Below are 19,660 nucleotides of genomic sequence, written 5' to 3' on the forward strand. Positions count from 1 at the left end.
GCGGAAAAAACTCTAGTACCTAACACCTAGAACCTAAAAATCTCCGGCGCGATACCAAGCGATTCTACAATCTTAGGGGCGCTTTGTTCGCGGGCAGCTCCTTTCTTCACCGCCCTAATCAAAATATTCTTTGGCGTGTGCTCAATATCAATAAATTCCATAAGCTGAACACAGTATCCTTGTACCTCCAGCCACTCGCCGCGGAGTGCATCAGTCAACAAGGCAGAAAAACGTTCACGAACAAGGCCGTATTTCAGCAAAGGCGCAAAATCACTTTCTTTAAGGGCAGTCTTTTTGTCCGCAGAAAGATTCTGCAACTGGGTATTTATCTGATGCTGACAGCAGGGCACGCTTAAAATTGCTTTGGCGCCACGCTGGCAGGCGTACCCAAGGGCAAAATCTGTTGCAGTATCGCAGGCGTGGAGAGTAATTACAATGTCCGGGGCGTTTTTACCCGAATAATCAGAAATATTTCCTGTATGGAAAATCAGATTTTCAAGTCCAAGCTTTTTTGTAATCTGATTACAGTAATCAATTACATCCTTTTTTAAGTCCAGACCTTCAATATCGCAGGGAATATGGCGAACCTGAGTCAAAAGGTAATGCACTGCAAAAGTGAGGTATGATTTTCCGCAGCCAAAATCTGCAATGCGAACTGGCGAACCGTCCTTTTTCTGAGCCATCACTTCGTCTAAAACATCATCAACGAATTCCAGAAAGCGGTTTATCTGGCGGAACTTGTCGTATTTAGCAGCAATGACCTTTCCCTGGGCATTCATAATTCCCAAAAGTTCAAGGAAGGGAACAGGCCTGCCTTCAGGCAAAAGATAATTTTTCTTTTTTGCGCTGCCGGAATTTTCCGCACTCTTAGCAGGCGTCATTTTTATTGCAGTATTTTTTGTAAGGGTTGTAATCTTTCCTTTTTTGTTTGCAAGAATCGTAATTTCCTGAGATTCAGTTCTCTTTACACAGGATTTAAAAGTTTTTCCCGCGTGCTCAGCTATAAATTCTTCAGCTTCTGTCTCACTAAAATGTTTATGAAAAACCTGTTTTTCCGTAAAGAATTCGCAGAAATAGGTTGTTCCTTCTGCCCCCGACTGGGCAGTAATTTTTACCTTGTTGTAAGGCTTTCCTAAAGTTTCTTCTATATTTTTTGACGGTTTTGATAAAGTGGCTGATATTAGCATTTCACAAGTTTATTAAAAATGATATAATAATTCTATGGCTAAGACTATTGTTTTTGTAAATCAGAAAGGTGGAGTTGGAAAAACAACTTCTGCCATAAACATCGGGGCTTATATTGCTCTTGCCGGAAAAAAAGTTCTTCTTGTTGACTTTGACTCTCAGGGTAACATGTCGAGCGGTGTAGGAGTTTCTAAAGACAAACCTACAGTTTACGAACTTCTTGCAGGTCAGGTTGAACCAGCTCAGGCTGTAAAACACACTCCTGTTGAAAATCTTGACGCAATCAGTGCTTCAATTGATTTGTCAGGTGCTGCAATCGAGCTTGTTGATCAGGAAAACCGCGAATATTTCTTGAAAAACGCTCTTCAGAAGTTCAACCCGGATTACGATTATATTCTGATTGACTGCCCTCCTTCTCTGGGTATTTTAACTTTGAATGGTCTTGCCGCTGCTGATTCAGTTCTGGTTCCTATGCAGTGTGAATATTTTGCTTTGGAAGGTATTACACTTTTGCTCCAGACAGTAGAAAAGGTTCAGAAGGAAATCAATCCTTCGCTTACAATCGGCGGTATCTTCTTTACCATGTATGATTCACGCACTCGTCTTGCGCAGGATGTTGTAATGCAGGTTAAGTCTTATTTTAAGGACGTTGTATTCAACACTATCATCCCTCGCAACGTTCGTCTTTCTGAAGCTCCATCTCATGGACTTCCTATCTGTAAATACGACCCTTCTTGTGTAGGTGCCCGCAGTTACGAAAAACTTGCAGAAGAGGTGATTAAACGTGGCTAAATCTGGTGGATTAGGAAAAGGGCTTGGTGCGCTTTTAAAAGAAACTTCATCTGCGCCTGCATCTGTAAGCGCAATCGGCGGATTAGGAGCGAAGCCTTCTACAAATAAAAATATTCCCGACTGTATTGAAGTTGATGAAAACGGTGGTCTTTGGATAGACCCTGCCCTTTTAGTTCCAAATCCTCAGCAGCCTCGTATTGAATTTAATCAGAAACAGCTTGATGAACTTGCTGAATCTATCCGCGTAAACGGAATTCTGCAGCCAATCATTATTGAACAGGCTGGCGAAAAAGAATTTTACATTATTGCCGGTGAACGCCGAACCCGCGCGTCACGTCTTGCAGGACTTACAAAAGTTCCTGTTCAGCTTAGAAAATTTGATGAGCAGCAGAAGCTGGAAATGGCTCTTATTGAGAACATTCAGCGAACTGACTTAAACCCGATAGAAGAAGCAATGGCTTACCGAAACCTTGTTCAAATGAGTGATTTAACTCAGGAAGAAGTTGCAAAGCGTGTAGGTAAAGCCCGCACAACAGTTGCAAACTCTATCCGCCTTTTGAACCTGCCGGAAGACATACAGAAAGCCTTAATCAGCGGTCAGATTACCAGCGGTCACGCCCGCGCTCTTTTAATGGTAAAATCTGATTCAGATATGCGCGTAATGTTCGGAAAGATTCTTGGATCAGGTCTTTCTGTTCGCGAAGCAGAAGCCATGGCAGACAACCTGAACAACGGCGGTCGTGCAAGCGCAACTAAAAAAGTAAAGAAGGCTTCTAAGAAGGATCCTGATGTTGCATTGTTCGAACAGCAGCTTAAAAACCTTTTTGGTGTGCGCGGAATTACATTAAACGGCACAATCGACAAGGGAAGCATTGTAATTGAATACAGTTCTAAGAATGATTTTGACCGCATCTGCGATATTCTGAAGCTGGAAAGCAATTAGAATAATACAGTGTAAAAGTTTCGTCTTCTAAAAAAAAATGCTTTCGCGGGGAACCATAATTTGCTCCGCCAGCTTTTCGCTCGCCGCAAGCTTCGCTTGCTCTGAAGGCTCTCTTACGCGTTGTGTGTCCCGCATCGCGAAAAAAGCTTCGCAAATCATGAACCCCCGCTACGCATTTTTTTTGCAGCGGGGGTTTCCATTTTTTTACAAGTATTTCCTAGTTATTTTTCAATCTACCTCAGCTGCAAGAAAGCCTTATAGCCTTCGTAAATCTGGCAAAGGTCTTCCTTGTGGGTGATTTCCCATGGGGCGTGCATGCTTAAAACGGCTACACCGGCATCAAGAACATTCATTCCGTATTTTGCAGCGTGGTAGGCAATTGTTCCGCCGCCGCCCTGGTCTACTTTTCCAAGTTCAGCCATCTGGTAGCTTACATTTACAGCATCCATTGCAGCACGGATTTTTGCGATGAATTCCGGATTTGCGTCGCTGGCACCTGATTTTCCCCGGCTGCCAGTAAATTTCTGGAAGGCAATTCCGCCGCCCAAAACGCTTGCGTTTTCCTTATCATAAAGGCCGGCGTTCATAGGATCGTAGGCGGCATTTACATCGCTGGAAAGCATATTTGAATTTGCAAGACAGCGTCGCAAAGTCAGTTCACTGTAAGATTTTTCTGTGCGGGCAACAATTTCTGAAACCATATTTTCAAAAAGATTGCTTGCCATACCAGTTGCGCCAACACTGCCGATTTCTTCCTTATCTACACAGAGGCAGCAGTTTGTGCGTTCCCCGGCTGTGCTGTCCAAAAGAGCTGCAAGAGAAGTAAAGGCGCATGAACGGTCATCCTGTCCGTAGCCAAGAACCATAGAGCGGTCAAGACCAAGGTCACGGGCTTTTCCGGCAGGAACAATCTCAAGTTCTGCAGAATTAAAATCAGATTCTTCAATGCCGTATTTATTTTTCAAAAGTTCAAGAACAAGTTTTTTGCTCTTTTCTTTAGCATCTTTTTTTTCATCCTTGCTGGCATCTTTTTTTACCGGCACAGAAGAACCCATAATCAGGTCCAGGTCTTCGCCGGTAATAAACTCAGAAGCCTTCTTCTGAACCTGTTCCTGGGCAAGGTGAGGAAGAATATCAGAAATACAGAAAACAGGATCAGCCTCATCCTCGCCGATTACAACATTTACAAGAGAACCGTCTTTTTTGCAGACAAGACCGTGAATTGCAAGAGGAAGAGTTGTCCACTGGTATTTTTTAATTCCGCCGTAGTAGTGGGTGTTCAAATATGTGATGTTGTCTTTTTCGTAAAGAGGATTCTGTTTGGCATCCAGACGAGGTGAGTCGATGTGGGCGCCAAGAATATTCATTCCATTTTCAATGCTGCCGCTTCCAATTTCAAAAAGCGCCACAGCCTTGTTCATTTTTGTGATATAAACCTTATCACCCTTTTTAAGCGAGTCAAATTCTGAAATATCTTTGTAACCCTTTGCCTGAGCCAGTTTAATTATCTCTTGAACACATTCGCGCTCAGTTTTTCCGTTATCAAGAAATTTTTTGTAATCTTCAATCAGTTTTTCGTTCATTTTGTCCTCTATATATTCAGGTAATTATTTGCCAGTATGTATTATTAATATAGAAAAAATTATCTGAATGAGCAATAAAAATTTCATATTTCAATATTTTAAGTAAATCCGCTATACTATCCTTATGCATAACGACTTCAATCTCTGCCCCATGTGCGGAAGCAAAAATATACAGAATAAAAATGACCGCAAATGGTTCTGCCCTGACTGCGGCTTTGACCTTTACTGCAATGTTGCGGCTTCCGTGGGGGTTCTGATTTTTGACGATGACAAGAACTTTCTTTTTGAGAAGCGTGCCAAAGAACCAAAAAAAGGCCTTCTTACCCAGCCCGGCGGCTTTATTGATGCAGACGAAAGTGCCGAAGAGGCTGTTGCCCGTGAATGCCGCGAGGAAATTGGCGCCCAGGTTACCGACATCCGCTATCTTGGCTCGTATCCGAATACTTATGAATATAAAAATATCACTTACAAAACCTGCGATATGTTTTTTACGGCAAAGCTTTCGGGCTGTCAGAAGCTTGCGGACTTAGCAAAGCGTCTCAACCGCCAGGAAACCGAAGTTGAAGAAGTAGTAATTCAAAAAATCACTTCTGCCACCGACATAGACGCGCTTCCGCTGGCATTTATTTCTACCCGCAACGCGCTCAAAGACTTTTTTAAGAGAGGCTAAATTATGGATATTATTTCAATCATACTGCTTGCATCTTACTGCGCAATGTTTATTCTGCTGCTCACAATTCCCCTACGCCGCCGGGCCCTTATGCTGCGAGCCGGCCGCCGCATTTTTGCAATTCCTACAAAAAAGCGGACATTTTTTAAGGGCGCCGCAATCATCCTTTTGTGCGTTGCCCTCGTTTTTGTAATCAAGACCCGCTATTTTTCTGTTTTTGTTGATATTGCCTTCTGCGGAACTGCAATTCTTGGCGTTGAGTTTGTTGCCCGCCTCTTTTCTGTCGCAACTCTCTGCGGTGCCTGGCAGAACGCCGTTCTTTTAGACACAGAAATCGTTCTTTATGATGACATCAGCGTTTTCCCGGTTCTTCAGCTGCCACCAGAAGAGCAGAAAAACTACCCTGCAAACCTGCTCGTTGCAGAAACAAAATCACGCGGAACTGTAAATCTGATTTTTCCTTCTGCCGAAGTTTGTCAGAAAGTACTGGAAGTAATTTTTACCGAACGCCCTGAGCTCAAGCCGGAATAAGAACGAAAAAACAATGATTAATAATAACAGCAAGGCTCCTGAATTTACCAAAAAGCAAAAACTATTGATCATTCCTCTTGTCATTTATGTAATCGGAATGATTACTTATTTGTGCTATGACGCAGAACATACAGAAAGTTTGAATGCAAGAAGAGTTCATGCCTTAATTGCGGCCGCGCCTTTTATTATTTATACGATTGCTACTTTTATTATTGAGATTATAGTTCCAGACAGACAACTTATTGTCACAAACACTCAGAAAAAATTCTGGTATCTTACAAATTACGATTATAAAGTCGGACAGATAATACACAGAAAAGAAAGAAATCTGACAGAAATCTATTTTGATAATGACGAGTTACTTCAGTTTTGTGTGATTTATTTCTACAAGCCTAAACTCAGAATCGTTTATTTTAGCGACAAGCCTTCAGAAGATGGCAGCCGCGAGTGGGAAAATGTATTCTGGCTTGAACTCTTCCTTACCGGCAATTATAAAAGCGGCTCAGTAATTTCTGATGAAGATGAAAAAAACAGTATCTGTGCTGTAATAGAAGAAATAAAAAAGAATAAAGAAAGAGTTTCTCAGGTTATCGACTGGCTTTACAATCCAAAATCGGGAAATACAGATGAAGTTTATAAACTCATTGCCCAAAAAGAACTTCCGGACTCACCAGTTTCTGAAATCATGGAAGAAGGCTTTTTTAATGAGATTATCAATTATCCTCTGATGAAATCATCCTCTCTTGAAGAACAGCAGGAATTCCTTTTACGATTATTGCAATTATTACCTGCAGAAGTGATTATTTCCTTTTTGCTAAAACTTGACAGTCTTATTAAGTCTTGCGATTCTGATATAGAAAAATCAAACTTAGAAAAGTTCCTTTACCCCGCAAATGCCGCCTTTACCCTTTCTACCGGCAAAAAGATAGAAGATTACATCGATTTTTCCGCCCTGGAAGATTAATTTTCTCCCACAAATTTTAAATAAATCCCCTATTCGCTCTAGACAAGGAAATCAAAAATTGATATAGTAACAACACAGTTTTGGTGTGGTACCCAAGCGGTAAGGGATCGGTCTGCAAAACCGTCATTGGTTGGTTCGACTCCAATCCACACCTGAGAAGCCAAAAAAGGACAGTCCAGTGGACTGTCCTTTTTTGCTCTGATAAAATAGCGAGAAATAAAATATTTTTGTTCAAAAAATATTTTATTTCTTTCTCTATTGATAAAATTTTGGACGAGTAGATTTTCATTTACAATTGATAGAATATATTTTTATTTTGGTAAATACTTACAATTGTTAACAGAGTTTTTACCTTGTAAAAAAAATACAAGTTTAACCCCGCGTGAGCGATAGTAGCGACCCGAAGGGGCACGCCATAAAAATCGTCTCTTCCACCACGCAGAGGCAAAGCCCCGTGGTGATTATATATATCAAGCCGGTAACTTTACGTTGCCGGCTTTCTTTTTGCCTTTACAAGTTTTGCGCTATTACATACAATAATAATATGGTAGTTAGCTTGATTTTAATTCTCGCGCTGGTTGTTTTTCTGGCGGTTTTTATTGGACATAATATTTCAAATGTGTGTACTTTCTGGTTTTTCAAAACCTACACAGATTTACCTGTAACAATTCTTGTTTTCATTGCCTTCGCTTCGGGAATAGTACTTTCCCTTTTATGCGTGCTTTTTTACCGTCTGAGAAAATCGGATGAAGAAAAGGAAGTTCAGGCCGCAAAATCAAGAGTTCAGAAAGCAGAAGAAAAAGAGCGCAGACTTCAGGAAAAGAACGATAAAAAAGAAGCAAAAATTGCAGCAAAAGAGGCAAAGGCTTCTAAATCTAAAAAGGCAAAACCTGAGGACGCAAACAAAACTCTGGAAATGTCTGCTGCCGATTTACAGAACATGTCAAAATAAGCGACTGACAGGATTTTTGAGGGGAAAATATGAAAAAACTTCTTGCATCTGCTGCTGTTTTTCTTGCAGTTTTAAATCTGTTCGGAGCTGAGCTTAAGGCAAAAAACGTTACTGCCGAAGCTGCCCGAAAACAGGATGTTGATCAGGCAATTCATTACCTTAAAAATCAGGTTACAAAAATTACTGAGCCGAGCGAAAAACGCGCCGTTTACATTTTTATGGCATCCCTTCAGGAACAGCTTTCGCTCTACGGTGACGCACAGATTTCTTACGCTTCGGCAGCTTCAATTGCAGCCCTGGATGCCGAAGACATGCCTAAAAAATCAAACGAACAGCTTGTCTTGGATGCAGTTCGCTGCGCCCTTAGCGGCGGCGATGCAGACACTGCCGATTCTTACCTTAGTTCTGCGGTTCGCAATTCTAAAAATCCCCGCGTTCAGGCATACATCAAATTGTATTCACAGTGGAGCAAGCTTTGCCGCGCCCAGACTGCAGAAGACTTGCAGGAGCCTATACTTCTTTTGCAGGCTTACCGCAATATGGAAAGCATGAGCTATGTTCAGCCGGCAGTTCTTTTGACTCTCTGGTACCTCACCGGCGATAAATCTTATTCAGTTGAAATTACCGGCCGCTATCCTAAATCTATGGAGGCGGCAGTTGTAAACGGAGACGTTCAGCTCCTTCCTACCCCTTTCTGGTTCTTTGTTCCTAAAAAGGGAATTGCCGAGCAGGGCACCGGAAGCTACGCTGTAGCAGAACTTCCAAAAGACGAGCAGAATGCAGACGGCAACGGAGCAATTTCTCTTGCTGTGCCGGATTCTGTAAAAGAGACTCCTAAAAATGCCGGCTCCTCTTCATCAGCTTCGGCTTCTAAACTCCAGCTGGGCCTTTTCCGCACCCAGAGCAATGCAGACGCCCTTTCTGCCGAAGTGAATAAAAAAGGCTTTAATTCTTATGTTACTTCTGAAACTCGCGCCAGCGGCACTACATATTATTTAGTTCTGGTAAATGACCCGGACGGCTCGGTTGCAGACAAACTGAGAAACAACGGCTACGAGTGCTACGTGGTAGAGTAGCTAGTTTTTAAAACCCAGCACCACCGGCACTCTTCTTTTCAACCCCGGTAGCACATTCTTTCCGCTCACAACCATCTGAGCCGAGTGGCCGCCGTCAAACTGCATGGCAGTTTCCACACCTAATTCCTGAAAAACTTCTGCGCAGTCACCATAAGACATTTTTTTTGCGCACATTACTAAAAGAGTTTTTCCGCTGTCACAAAGTCCCACGGCTATGCGGTAATCTTTATGGTCTATAAAGTCGATTTTTTTACCATCACGGAGAATTGTCCAGAAGCCGCCGACGGCAATATAAGGAAGTTTTCCTTCACTCAAATCTATTTCTTCCTGGCTGTCAAAAATCTCTGCGCGAAAGCCGCTTTCTTCCTTATAAAATGCAAGGGCGGCATATTTTTTTACAACAGGAGAATAAAGCTTCCCGTCATCAATCAAAATCCCGACAGGCTTTCCATTTTTTTTAAAAGGCAGAGTATTAATTACAAGTTCCGCCCCGCTCTGCTTTGCAAAAGTCCGGGGACTTACAAGCTTAAAGTCAGGCCCATTTGTCATAATCTGCAAATCTGCAGATGTAAGGTCGATTTTTTCTATTATATATGACGCTGAAGTTTGTGGATTTTTGGAGAAGTGGAGCTGAGTTGTGCGGCAGGACGAAATTAAGAGAATTAGAAATATAAAGAAAAGCGCCCGCAGTGCTTTGCCAGCCTTTATCATCTTCATCATAAATTATTTTCTTTTGTAATAACCTGAGCGATTTCATTAAGGGAAGGAACTTTTGCAAATAAAAGGGAAGAAAGTTCTTCATCCGGCTGATCCTGGTCAGGCACCATGCAAACCTTGCAGTCAGCACGGCTGGCACTCAAAACTCCGTTAGGGGAATCTTCTACGGCAAGGCAGTCTTCCGGCGGCAAGGCAAGCTTTTGGCAGGCATACTGGTAAATATCCGGGGCAGGCTTTCCGTGTTCAACCATTGTTGCAGAAATCAAGTTGTCAAACTCATTTGCAATGTCAAGCTTTTCAAGATAGCGCATGGAACGTTCAATTGGAGAAGCGGTTGCAATGGCGCGAAGGATTTTATTTTCCTTAAGGAAATGCAGAATCTCTTTTGCGCCGGGACGAAGCTGCAGACCACGCTCAGCAATCATTTCTTCCATGAGTTTTTCGCGGTAAGAGCGGACTGCCTTGTAATCAAAGTTCGGGTCACCGCTGAGTTCCTTCATGTATTGAGGAGCATATGGACGGCCCAAAGAACGGAGAGACAAAGCCTGCTCGTCGCTAAGACTATAGCCGAAATGTTGGAAAGCGCGCGGCCAGCAGATACGGAAGTATTTTTCCGTATCTATGAGGGTGCCGTCTAAATCAAAAATTACAGCTTTTACCATATATAAAAATCTGGCGGGTCCCAGCGACGGCGTAAATCAGGCAAAACGCTAGCTACCGTCGCGTTTTGCCCCCTCACGGGTTCCCCCCTAATTTCCGCCTGCGTCCCGCCAGCTCCTTATTATTGTAAGTTTTCCTTCATGGCACTCTCAAGAGTGTTAGCCATCAACATGGCGATTGTCATTGGTCCAACTCCGCCTGGAACCGGAGTGATGAAGCTTGTTTTTTCTTTAAGGTCATCAAAATCACAGTCGCCTACAAGACGGAAGCCTGATTTTTTGCTGCTGTCCGGGATGCGGTTTACGCCAACGTCGATTACTACAGCTCCCTCTTTTACCATATCAGCGGTAAGAGTGTGAGGGCGGCCGCTTGCAACAACGATAATATCTGCCTGGCGGGTAATTTCTGCCATGTTTTTAGTTCCGGTGTGGCACATTGTAACAGTGCAGTTAACATCCTTTCGTGCAAGCAGCGCTGCAACAGGCTTTCCTACAATGTTTGAGCGGCCAATTACAACAGCGTGCTTTCCGCTTGTTTCAATTCCAGCCTTACGAAGAAGCACAATTACTCCGTGAGGGGTACAAGGCAAAAAGCCCGGGCGGCCAATCAGCATATTTCCTACGTTTACCGGATGGAAGCCATCAACGTCTTTTTCCGGCTTGATTGCCATAATTACTTTATCTTCATTAATGTGCTTTGGAAGAGGAAGCTGAACAAGAATGCCGTGAACGCTGTCATCATTATTCAGTTCGTCAATCAGTTTGAGAAGGTCAGCCTCAGAAGTTGATTCCGGCAGATGAACGCTGCGGTCAACCATGCCAACTTCGGCTAGGGCCTTCTGCTTACCGGTAACATAACTTACACTGGCTGGATTTTCTCCAACAAGAATTACAGCAAGGCAAGGGGCAATTCCCTTTTCCTTAAGCTGGCTAACTTTTTTTGCAACATCAGCGCGAACATCAGCAGCAACCTGTTTTCCGTCAATAATTACAGCACTCATAGTAACTTTTTCTCCATACCAGTGTTTAATTGATAAATATCGTTAAAATCTATATGATGTAGCATAATAAAATTTTTGAAATAAAATATCCATATAAAATAAGGAAAATCTATGAAACGCATTGTTACTCTGCTTTTACTTCTTTCAATTTTTGCGGGCTCTGTTTTTGCACAGGAAGACGACGGCCCAGATATCTACGAAGACGACTACGAATACTTACAGAACGGTCCAGGAGATCAGTTTCTGAAAATTGAACTTGGTGGTATCTTTCCTTTGAACTTTCAGGGAAAGCTTTATCCTGGTTTCCAGGCTACAATCGGTTACTACAGATTTTTAACAAGCTGGATGGCTTTGGGTGGTGAAATTTCTGTTTCAAGCCAGTTCTCAATTGGTAACAAGGCTCTTTTCATGGTTCCAATTACCTTTGGCGTTATGTTCCAGCCTACAATCAATAAGTTTGAATTCCCTGTATTCCTTACTATGGGTATTGCTGACCATACATGGGCAAACGCAACCTACTTCCCTGCCTTTACTATTAAAGGTGAAGTTGGCGCTTTCTACCGTATTACAGAAGCCTGGTCTTTTGGTTTGAATACTTATGTTATGTGGTCTGTAGAAAAATCACGCGGAGATTATACTCACGGCTGGTTTGAAACAGCATCTCTTGCGGCCCGATACCACTTCTAATCAAAAAAAATATTTAGGAAAACACTATGAAAAAAAATATAAAACTTTTTGGCCTTCTGACAATTCTTTCTTCACTGTTTTTTACTGCCTGCTACGACGCTGTTTTCTATGAAATTTTACAGGACGTTGAATCTGAAGACGCAACAGTTTCAGGAACTATTCAGCAGATTTCAAGATATACAATAGGAAGTTCACAATATCTTCTTTGTAATGCTGACGGTGGATTGCGCTATAAACTTATTAATAGTGAAAACAGAACACATGGAAAATGGTCAACATATTCACACCTTCCTTTCAGCCTGCATTCTTATGATTATTACGGAAGCAGCCATAACGGTGAGCAGATTATTCAGGTTTTGACAGATTCAACTAATATTTATCTTTTAACATGTGTTTATTTTGATGATAATGATGAAGGTACTGTTGCTCCTAAAACTGTAAAACTCTGGACTGCAGAACTTTCTTCATTCGATACAGCTGGAAGCTGGACATGTATCAATGAATCAACTTCAGAAACTGCCAAGCAGATTTTTAAGGTTTATAAGAATAAGGATTCAGGATATTACTATTCTGCCTTCTGTATTTTCAGTACAAATACTATAAAACCTGAAAACCGACATGTTTATGTTCGCAGCGGAAAACACGGCGCATGGTATTCTGGAAAATCAAAGAATATCAGCAGCAGTGAACTTACAACTCCTGTTTTATACGAAGTAACTCCTTCTGGACTTAACCCAGTAACTACATACCCAATAGCTTTTGATGCTGCACTCTACAGTGATGGCTATAAGAATAATATCTGTTCTGCGGCATATTTTAATGATAAAACAAATTTCTTCTGTTCCCCAGCAGTAGTTACAAATGAATCTTCTGCAAAAACAAAAACAACACCTGATTTTGTTTACTACAGCAATGGTTCAACTTTGTACTACTCAAAAAAGCCTTCAACCGGCGACTGGCCAACATATTCCGGTTCAATCGGTGCAAGCCACAATATCAGCGCTCTTGCAGTTTGCGCAGATTCAATTTTAATCGGTATGGGTAATACAACTGTTTATTCAACTTCTACTTCGGGAGGAATTACACATTCTTACTTAAATGGCGGTGTTCCAACAGGAACTACAACTTTCTCTACAAATGCTACATCACAGATTTCTTCCGGATATATTGTTTATAGTCTTTTGAATGAAGACCCTGCTGAAAATGAAACTGACAGCGCTCTTTATGCTTCTATTGGTTTCTGTGGTTCGGGTTCTTCAAATGCTGTTTCTTACAGCAGTATCGGTTTGTGGAGCTATTACAAGAGTCGAGGTAACTGGAACCGAGAGTAACGGTTTGGTTAAAAATCTGCACACCAACTTCCGGATGCAGTTAACCAAACCTGCACTTATGCTTTCGCATAAGTGGATGGATAAATCGAAAAATCTTTAAGGCGCGGGATTTATCTCGCGCTTATTTATTTAACTTGAAGCAGGCGCCAAGATAAATCTTATTGGCAAAGGCAGAATCTAAATCAATTTTGTTTCCACCGTTCAGAATACTCAGCGGAAGTTCAAACTTATAACCCACATTTACTGCGAACTTTTCTAAAATCCAGAACTTATATCCGGCTTCAGCATAAAATTCAGGCATACTTAATGTAACAGTTGCGCTTTCTTCCTGCTTACGAAGTTTTGCAAATGCCATTCTGAAACCAGGTGCCACAAAAATTGAATGCTTCTGCAAAAAATTAAACTGTACGGCTGGCGCTACAGAAAAACCAAAAGATGCAGCCGGATCTGTTTGAGAAACTTCAGCACTTTCATTTTCAGCAGTATTAAACTCACGATACTTATCTTTACAGTTATCAGTAAAAAGTCCGCCGCCTAAATCAGCTCCAAGACTTAAGCCCATATCCATAAAACAGGCATTGGCAATCCAGATATTGGCCTGAATTTCAGCCCCGAAATTATTAAAATGCATGTCTTCAGATTTTGCCGGACCATTATATTTTGTATTCAAAAATTCTCCGTATGCGCGAAGATCAACTTCAAATTCAGCAAAAACTGATGCTGCTGTAAAAATCAAAAGGCCTATAACTGATACAATCTTTTTCATGGAAAGAATTATATTGAAATGCCGCCTTATAAAAAAGACCTTCTATAATTTCTTTTTTGATGATTTTTAATCAGTTATGAAATATAATAACAGTCTATGGCAGATGATTTATTTACCCAGGCAAAACGTTCTACAGAGCCGCTCGCAGCCCGAATGCGCCCCCGCAACCTTGATGAATACATAGGACAGGACCACATAGTTGGAAAGGGACGTTTGCTGCGCCGCGCCATTGCCGCAGACCAGCTTACATCTGTCATTTTTTACGGACCGCCGGGCAGCGGAAAAACCACCCTTGCCCGCGTAATCGCCAATCACACAAAATCAAACTTTATCACGCTCAATGCCGTTCTTACTGGCGTTGCAGATATCCGCGATTCAATCAAAAAGGCCGAGGATTTTTACAATCTCTACAGCCGCCGTACAATTCTTTTTGTTGACGAAGTTCATCGCTGGAACAAAAGCCAGCAGGATGCCCTGCTCCCTTGGGTAGAAAACGGAACAATCATTTTGATTGGCGCTACGACCGAAAATCCCTTTTTTGAAGTAAATAAGGCCCTGGTTAGCCGTTCCCGCGTTTTTCAGCTTAAAGCGCTGACTAAGGAAGATTTGCGTAAGGCAGCCCAGCAGGCGCTGAACGACACAGAGCGTGGCTACGGGCACTGGAAGGTGGAGTTTGAAGACGGCGCTCTTGAGCATCTGATTGAAACTGCAAACGGAGATGCCCGCTCACTTTTGAATGCCCTGGAGCTTGCCGTAGAAACTACGCCGGAAGTATGGAAGCCTTATGATAATCCGCCGGTACCTGCCTACGGAACTCAGATTTACGTTTCTAAAGAAGCCGCAGAAGAATCGATTCAGAAAAAGGTTGTACTTTACGACCGCGACGGCGACTACCACTACGACATTATTTCTGCTTTTATAAAGAGTTTACGCGGTCGCGACCCTGATGCCGCTGTTTACTGGCTTGCCCGCATGGTTCGCGCAGGAGAAGACCCGCATTTTATTTTCCGCCGTATGCTTATTTCTGCCTGTGAAGACACTGGACTTGCCGATCCTATGGCAATTTCTGTTGTTGAATCCTGCGCCCAGGCCTTTGACCGGGTGGGAATGCCAGAAGGCCGCTACTTTCTTGCCCACGCAGCCCTTTATTTAGCTACTGCAAAAAAATCAAACTCCAGCATGGCCTTTTTTGACGCCCTGGCCGCAGTTGAAAAAGAAGACATTGAAGTTCCAAATCACCTTAAAGATTCCACCCGGGATGCAGAAGGCTTTGGACACGGCTCCGGCTACCTCTACCCTCACGCCTACCGCGACCACTGGGTTGCCCAGCAGTATTTACCAGACAGCCTTGTCGGAAGAGTATTTTATACACCAAGCACCCAGGGCTACGAAGGCCAGATCCGCGACGACGTACTTTCCCTGCGTGAGCTTCAGATTGCATCTATTCTTGAAAAGGCAAACTCGCCGGATGATATAAACGTGGACCAGCTTGCAACCGCCCCGGAAGAAACCGGTTCCATCAACCTTATGCCAGAGCAGGGAATTCGCTCACCAACTGCAAAATCCTGTGCAAAATCAGAATTCGGAGAAAATCCAATCAGCCAGTGGTGGATTAACGAGCATTTTAAAAGCGGCGACAGCAAAAAGGCAGAAAACCTTACCTTCAGCCCAAAGGATGCTTCAAAAGATGTCATCTTAAACCGGGCCGACCGCTTCTGGCAGCAGCGTCTTGATTCGAACCGGGCCGAAGTCCTTCTTGGAATCCGCGACAGCATGATTTCTATGGCGGAGCTTGCCCGCCATCACCGCTCGCTGGTCTGGAATGCAGATAACGGACTACTTTTGTGGGAAGTTGCAAGAAAAACTCCTGAGGGAGTAACCTGCGGAGTCTGCCGAACAGAACAGGGAAAGCAGATTCTGGAACAGTATGGCCGCACACTGGGAACTCTTGACCGCCCTATTCTTAAGGTTCGCGGACAGACTATGTCTCAGGACTTTATGACTGAAAAGGATTTTTACGACGTACTGGTGCAGTTTCAGTATAAGGGTGCCCTTTTTGACAGGCTCTTCTTTGTTGACCCCTTTGCCTCGGAAGCGTCGATTATTGCGCTGGCAGACGGAATTAAGGGAGTTCTGACACCGCAAAAGGCTGAAGCTGATATTTTACAGAATGTACTTTCCGAAAGCGAAACCCCAATGGTAACTTCTGATGATGAAGTTTTTGCATGGGAAAGTCCTCTTGCAAAAGGCTGGTCTACAATAATTTCCCAGAAAATTCCATGTAAAGGCCAGCATATAGGAAAATTAGTTTCCCAGCAGATTTTAACTCCGGAAACTCTGGGTTCCTTTGCCCCGATTCTTGATAAAATGGAAGAAGCCGAAGAAGAATTCTTTGGAAATACTGATAATCCTCTTTTCAGCTGGGACGGAACCTTTATTGCAAACACCTTCCGTAAACGGGGTCTTACTGTAAAAGCCGCCACTCAGGAAGTAATAGAAAAACGCCGTATTACGCCGGAAGACATTGAAAAGTGGTTCAACACAGAATCTGCCTACGGAGCAAAAATGTGCGATGCAGTAGGCACTTCAGACTTGCAGAAGATTGTAAACCTTCTGCTGGCGGCATGTTCAAAAACAGTCTTCAACTGGAAAAGTGAAATTACCTTCTTAAGGATTTCGGTTGCAGTCGAAAATCAATCCTAAAATTATCAGTTTTCCTAACCGCAACCTCGAGTTTTGCAATGCAAAACTCGACGGATTAATGTCCCTAATATTTCTTCAAAAACTCTGCTTCGTCGTCGTTGCACTGGCGGCCGGCAGGAAGTCGCAGATTTAAGTGAAAAACGTGCACTGCCCAGTCGTCAGCTGCTTCACCATAAACGTGATATTCTGATTTTACCCCGCGGGAAAGGAAAAGCTCGTGAAGAGGCTTTGCTTCATTAAAGAGAAAATCATTTGGAGCTGTCATTACGAAAACCGGCGGAAATTTTGAAGTTACATATTTCTGAACATCCAGTCGTTCCGCATTCTTTTTGATTTTTCCAGCAGAACCAAGATAAACAGTGAGAATCTCTTTTGCCCCTTCACTTGCCTTTCCGTCTTTTACAAGATTTGTAAGGGCACTGTTCAGGCAGACAGCACGAGGAATGAAAGAAGGCACTTCAAAATCATCAGCAAAAAGCTTTGCATAATCCGGATTTGAAAGAAGGGTCGTATAGTTCAGGGCAAGCTGACCACCCGCACTGTCTCCAACAATAAAAATGCGCTCCCGGTCAAAATTAAACTCACCGCAGTTTGCCAGAACCCATTTTGTAACGTTATTGATGTCTTCAAGCGGAGCCGGATATAAATTTTCCGGGCAGAGGCGGTAATTAAAAACGACTACCGCAAAGCCTCTCTCCGCCATATCAGCTGAATAAAGCCCGTAAAGTTCCTTATCGCCGTAAAAAAAGCCGCCGCCGTGAATATTTATGATTACAGGAAGCTTGCCTTCCGCGTTTTTAGGCCTGTAAACGCAAAGAAGGTTATCCTTGCCATGCGGTCCGTAAGAAATGTTATCGCATATGTTTACTTTATCTGAAATTGTAAGCCCGGCATCGCGTTTTGCATCGTTAGAAGCCCATTCGCGCCGTATTTTATTGATGAAATATTTGTGGATTAAGTTTGTCATAAGTTTATTGTAACTTAGGAATATAAAGTATTCAATTTCAAAACAACTGCGCCGAGCATGGAGCCACGCCGAAGGCGGCCACTGGAGCGAGGGAGCCTGCGACCGAGTGAAGCGGCTGACCGTAAGGGAATGGCGGAACGCGACTGGGTAGCCGCCTTCTGCGCCCCTATTGACTTATTTTTGAATTTTATGTAAAAATACGCTTAATTATGAACGCAAAACTTCTAGTCACAGTCGTAACAGTCCTCGTCCTTAAGGTTTTCAGATAAACCGGAAGATTTGTTATATAGTGATTAGAAAAATATACACTGATATAAGAAAAGGCTTTCCGGTAAAAGGAAAGCCTTTTTTGTTAGGAGCGAAAAGTATGAAACAGACAGGCGCACAGATTATCGTAAAACTTTTGGAAATGTACGGAATCGACACGGTGGCAGGTATTCCGGGAGGTTCTATCCTTCCGCTTTATGATGAACTTAACAGAAGTAATATCCACCACGTCCTAGTGCGCCAGGAGCAGGCAGCTGGATTTATTGCTCAGGGAATTGCACGTACAACAGGTAAGCCTGCAGTTTGTATGGCAACCAGTGGCCCGGGCGCTATGAACCTTCTGACTGCAATTGCAGATGCCCGCTGCGATTCTATTCCTATTATTGCGATTACAGGCCAGGTAAACACCTATCTTCTGGGAACTGACGCTTTCCAGGAGGCAGACACTTTCGGTCTTTCCCTTCCGATTACAAAACATTCGGTTATGGTAAAGTCTGCCGCTGAGCTTTTGACTGTAATTCCTCAGGCTTTTGAAATTGCGGTAAACGGCCGTCCGGGCCCGGTTCTGATTGACGTTCCGCGCGACATTCAGCTGCAGGAAATTGAGTTTGACAAGTGGCCTGACATTCAGAGTATCAAGCTTCATGATATCCGCTTCCATACACCGGCAAATGAATATGCTGCAAAAATGGATTTGATTACTGACGCGCTTGTTTCTGCACGACGCCCGGTTCTCTACTGCGGAGGCGGCTGTAACAGTCCTGCTGCGGCAGAAGGCCTTGCTGCTTTCTTGAAAAGCTACAGACTGCCGGTTGTTTCAAGCCTTATGGGAATCGGCTGTATTCCTGAGTCCAGCGAGCTTTGGATTGGCATGGTTGGTATGCACGGAAGCTATGCGGCTAACGTTGCAATGCACGATTCTGATTTGGTTATTGCGGCTGGAGTTCGTTTTGATGACCGTGCAACAGGCGTAGTAAAGAAGTTCTGCCCGGATGCAAAAATCATCCATATTGATGTTGATGCGGCAGAAGTAAATAAGATTCTTGAAGCAAATATTGCCGTTGTTGCCAATGTTGAATCTGTATTCCCGGTTTTAGTTCAGCTGAGCTCTGAAAAGCAGGAAAAATACGGAGCCGCATGGCAGGAAGCCGAAGCCCGCGCCGTTTGGCTTGAAAAAATCCGTAATATAAAGAAGGAAAATGATTCTATTACCTGCGGCCGCCCAAGCGACGCAAAACTTACAAATCCACGCGAGTTTATAAGCTCGGTTCCAGGCCTTGCAGAAAAGGCAGGAATTCCTGCAAAGGACATCATCGTTACAACCGACGTTGGCCAGCACCAAATGTGGGCCGCTCAGTATTACCCTGTTGAAAAGCCCCGCACCTTCCTTACTTCTGGAAGCCTTGGAACAATGGGTTTTGGTCTGCCGGCCGCAATCGGTTCCGCAATTGCAAATCCGGACAAGCGCACAGTCTGCTTCAGCGGCGACGGCTCAATCATGATGAACGTTCAGGAACTTGCAACTCTTGCAGAACAGAATCTTCCTGTAACTGTAATCGTTTTCCAGAACGGAACTTTGGGCATGGTTTACCAGCAGCAGAAATATCTTTTTGACAAAAACTACAGTGCATCAATCTTCGGCCACCAGCCTGACCTGCTCGCCATCGCCAAAGGATTTGGAATTGAAACCGCCGATGCCGACAGCGACCCGGACTGGTACAAAAAAGCCTTCGACGCCAACCGCGCCAATAAGCCTTGTTTTGTAAGAGTAAGCGTTGGCAACGAAGAAGACGTATTACCGTTCGTACCGGGCGGAAAAGCGAATATTGATAGTATCAGGGATTAAAATAGATTATTGATAATAAC

Annotated in this window: 18 protein-coding genes and 1 tRNA gene; 12 read left to right on the plus strand and 7 right to left on the minus strand. The window is 43.3% G+C overall.

Annotation, left to right across the window (positions count from 1 at the left end):
• Window positions 1-26: 26 nt before the first annotated feature.
• On the minus strand, window positions 27-1,187 hold the full coding sequence (locus T530_RS0108235; protein ID WP_027728599.1) for an SAM-dependent methyltransferase: 1,161 nt from the start codon (window positions 1,185-1,187) through the stop codon (window positions 27-29).
• Window positions 1,188-1,221: 34 nt separating this feature from the next.
• Between T530_RS0108235 and T530_RS0108240 the strand changes: the two genes are divergently transcribed.
• Together T530_RS0108240 and T530_RS0108245 are read left to right on the plus strand one after the other, a co-directional pair.
• Window positions 1,222-1,977 carry a ParA family protein gene (locus T530_RS0108240; protein ID WP_027728600.1) on the plus strand — a complete coding sequence of 252 codons (756 nt, stop codon included), beginning with the start codon at window positions 1,222-1,224 and terminating at the stop codon, window positions 1,975-1,977.
• Window positions 1,970-2,920 carry a ParB/RepB/Spo0J family partition protein gene (locus tag T530_RS0108245; RefSeq protein WP_027728601.1) on the plus strand — a complete coding sequence of 317 codons (951 nt, stop codon included), beginning with the start codon at window positions 1,970-1,972 and terminating at the stop codon, window positions 2,918-2,920. Before T530_RS0108240 ends, T530_RS0108245 begins: the two co-directional genes overlap by 8 nt.
• Before the next feature lie 233 nt (window positions 2,921-3,153).
• Here the strand turns inward: T530_RS0108245 and T530_RS0108255 are convergent, their stop codons facing one another.
• Window positions 3,154-4,503 carry an aminopeptidase gene (locus T530_RS0108255; protein ID WP_038074164.1) on the minus strand — a complete coding sequence of 450 codons (1,350 nt, stop codon included), beginning with the start codon at window positions 4,501-4,503 and terminating at the stop codon, window positions 3,154-3,156.
• Between the two features lie 124 nt (window positions 4,504-4,627).
• Between T530_RS0108255 and T530_RS0108265 the strand changes: the two genes are divergently transcribed.
• From T530_RS0108265 to T530_RS0108290, 6 genes are all read left to right on the plus strand, one after another.
• Window positions 4,628-5,173, plus strand: a complete 546-nt coding sequence (locus T530_RS0108265; RefSeq protein ID WP_027728603.1) for an NUDIX domain-containing protein — start codon at window positions 4,628-4,630, stop codon at window positions 5,171-5,173.
• A 3-nt stretch (window positions 5,174-5,176) separates the two neighbouring features.
• A complete protein-coding gene (locus T530_RS0108270) occupies window positions 5,177-5,704 on the plus strand; it encodes a hypothetical protein (protein WP_027728604.1) in 528 nt (175 codons plus the stop codon).
• Window positions 5,705-5,717: 13 nt separating this feature from the next.
• On the plus strand, window positions 5,718-6,668 hold the full coding sequence (locus T530_RS0108275; RefSeq protein WP_027728605.1) for a hypothetical protein: 951 nt from the start codon (window positions 5,718-5,720) through the stop codon (window positions 6,666-6,668).
• Window positions 6,669-6,750: 82 nt separating this feature from the next.
• Window positions 6,751-6,822: transfer RNA gene (locus T530_RS0108280), tRNA-Cys, on the plus strand.
• Window positions 6,823-7,212: 390 nt separating this feature from the next.
• Window positions 7,213-7,620: a LapA family protein gene (locus T530_RS0108285; protein WP_027728606.1), complete on the plus strand. Its 408-nt coding sequence runs from the start codon at window positions 7,213-7,215 to the stop codon at window positions 7,618-7,620.
• Window positions 7,621-7,649: 29 nt separating this feature from the next.
• Complete coding sequence (locus tag T530_RS0108290; protein WP_027728607.1) at window positions 7,650-8,696, plus strand: SPOR domain-containing protein; 1,047 nt, start codon at window positions 7,650-7,652, stop codon at window positions 8,694-8,696.
• Here T530_RS0108290 and T530_RS14795 read toward each other — a convergent pair whose 3' ends face one another.
• The 3 genes from T530_RS14795 to folD form a co-directional block, all read right to left on the minus strand.
• On the minus strand, window positions 8,697-9,416 hold the full coding sequence (locus tag T530_RS14795; protein WP_027728608.1) for a phosphodiester glycosidase family protein: 720 nt from the start codon (window positions 9,414-9,416) through the stop codon (window positions 8,697-8,699).
• Complete coding sequence (locus T530_RS0108300) at window positions 9,413-10,075, minus strand: HAD family phosphatase (RefSeq protein ID WP_027728609.1); 663 nt, start codon at window positions 10,073-10,075, stop codon at window positions 9,413-9,415. The genes T530_RS14795 and T530_RS0108300 overlap by 4 nt, the downstream gene beginning before the upstream one ends.
• 119 nt (window positions 10,076-10,194) lie before the next feature.
• Window positions 10,195-11,073, minus strand: coding sequence for a bifunctional methylenetetrahydrofolate dehydrogenase/methenyltetrahydrofolate cyclohydrolase FolD (gene folD, locus T530_RS0108305; protein ID WP_027728610.1), 879 nt, complete (start codon window positions 11,071-11,073; stop codon window positions 10,195-10,197).
• Between the two features lie 111 nt (window positions 11,074-11,184).
• Between folD and T530_RS0108315 the strand changes: the two genes are divergently transcribed.
• Together T530_RS0108315 and T530_RS0108320 are read left to right on the plus strand one after the other, a co-directional pair.
• Window positions 11,185-11,760, plus strand: a complete 576-nt coding sequence (locus tag T530_RS0108315; RefSeq protein ID WP_027728611.1) for a TP0733 family outer membrane beta-barrel protein — start codon at window positions 11,185-11,187, stop codon at window positions 11,758-11,760.
• A 26-nt stretch (window positions 11,761-11,786) separates the two neighbouring features.
• Window positions 11,787-13,091, plus strand: a complete 1,305-nt coding sequence (locus tag T530_RS0108320) for a hypothetical protein (RefSeq protein ID WP_027728612.1) — start codon at window positions 11,787-11,789, stop codon at window positions 13,089-13,091.
• Between the two features lie 121 nt (window positions 13,092-13,212).
• Here T530_RS0108320 and T530_RS0108325 read toward each other — a convergent pair whose 3' ends face one another.
• Window positions 13,213-13,857: a hypothetical protein gene (locus tag T530_RS0108325; protein WP_027728613.1), complete on the minus strand. Its 645-nt coding sequence runs from the start codon at window positions 13,855-13,857 to the stop codon at window positions 13,213-13,215.
• Between the two features lie 96 nt (window positions 13,858-13,953).
• On the opposite strand from T530_RS0108325, the gene T530_RS0108330 reads away from it, so the two are divergent.
• Window positions 13,954-16,560 (plus strand): AAA family ATPase, encoded by a 2,607-nt coding sequence (locus T530_RS0108330; RefSeq protein ID WP_027728614.1) that lies wholly within the window; start codon window positions 13,954-13,956, stop codon window positions 16,558-16,560.
• Window positions 16,561-16,624: 64 nt separating this feature from the next.
• Here the strand turns inward: T530_RS0108330 and T530_RS0108335 are convergent, their stop codons facing one another.
• Entirely contained in the window at window positions 16,625-17,527 is a 903-nt protein-coding gene (locus tag T530_RS0108335) for an alpha/beta hydrolase (RefSeq protein WP_027728615.1), read from the minus strand.
• A 367-nt stretch (window positions 17,528-17,894) separates the two neighbouring features.
• Here T530_RS0108335 and ilvB point away from each other — a divergent pair, with 367 nt between their 5' ends.
• Entirely contained in the window at window positions 17,895-19,640 is a 1,746-nt protein-coding gene (gene ilvB, locus T530_RS0108340; protein ID WP_027728616.1) for a biosynthetic-type acetolactate synthase large subunit, read from the plus strand.
• Window positions 19,641-19,660: the final 20 nt, after the last annotated feature.

Origin of the sequence: Treponema sp. C6A8 (assembly GCF_000619925.1) — a bacterium.
Classification (GTDB): Bacteria; Spirochaetota; Spirochaetia; order Treponematales; family Treponemataceae; genus Treponema_D.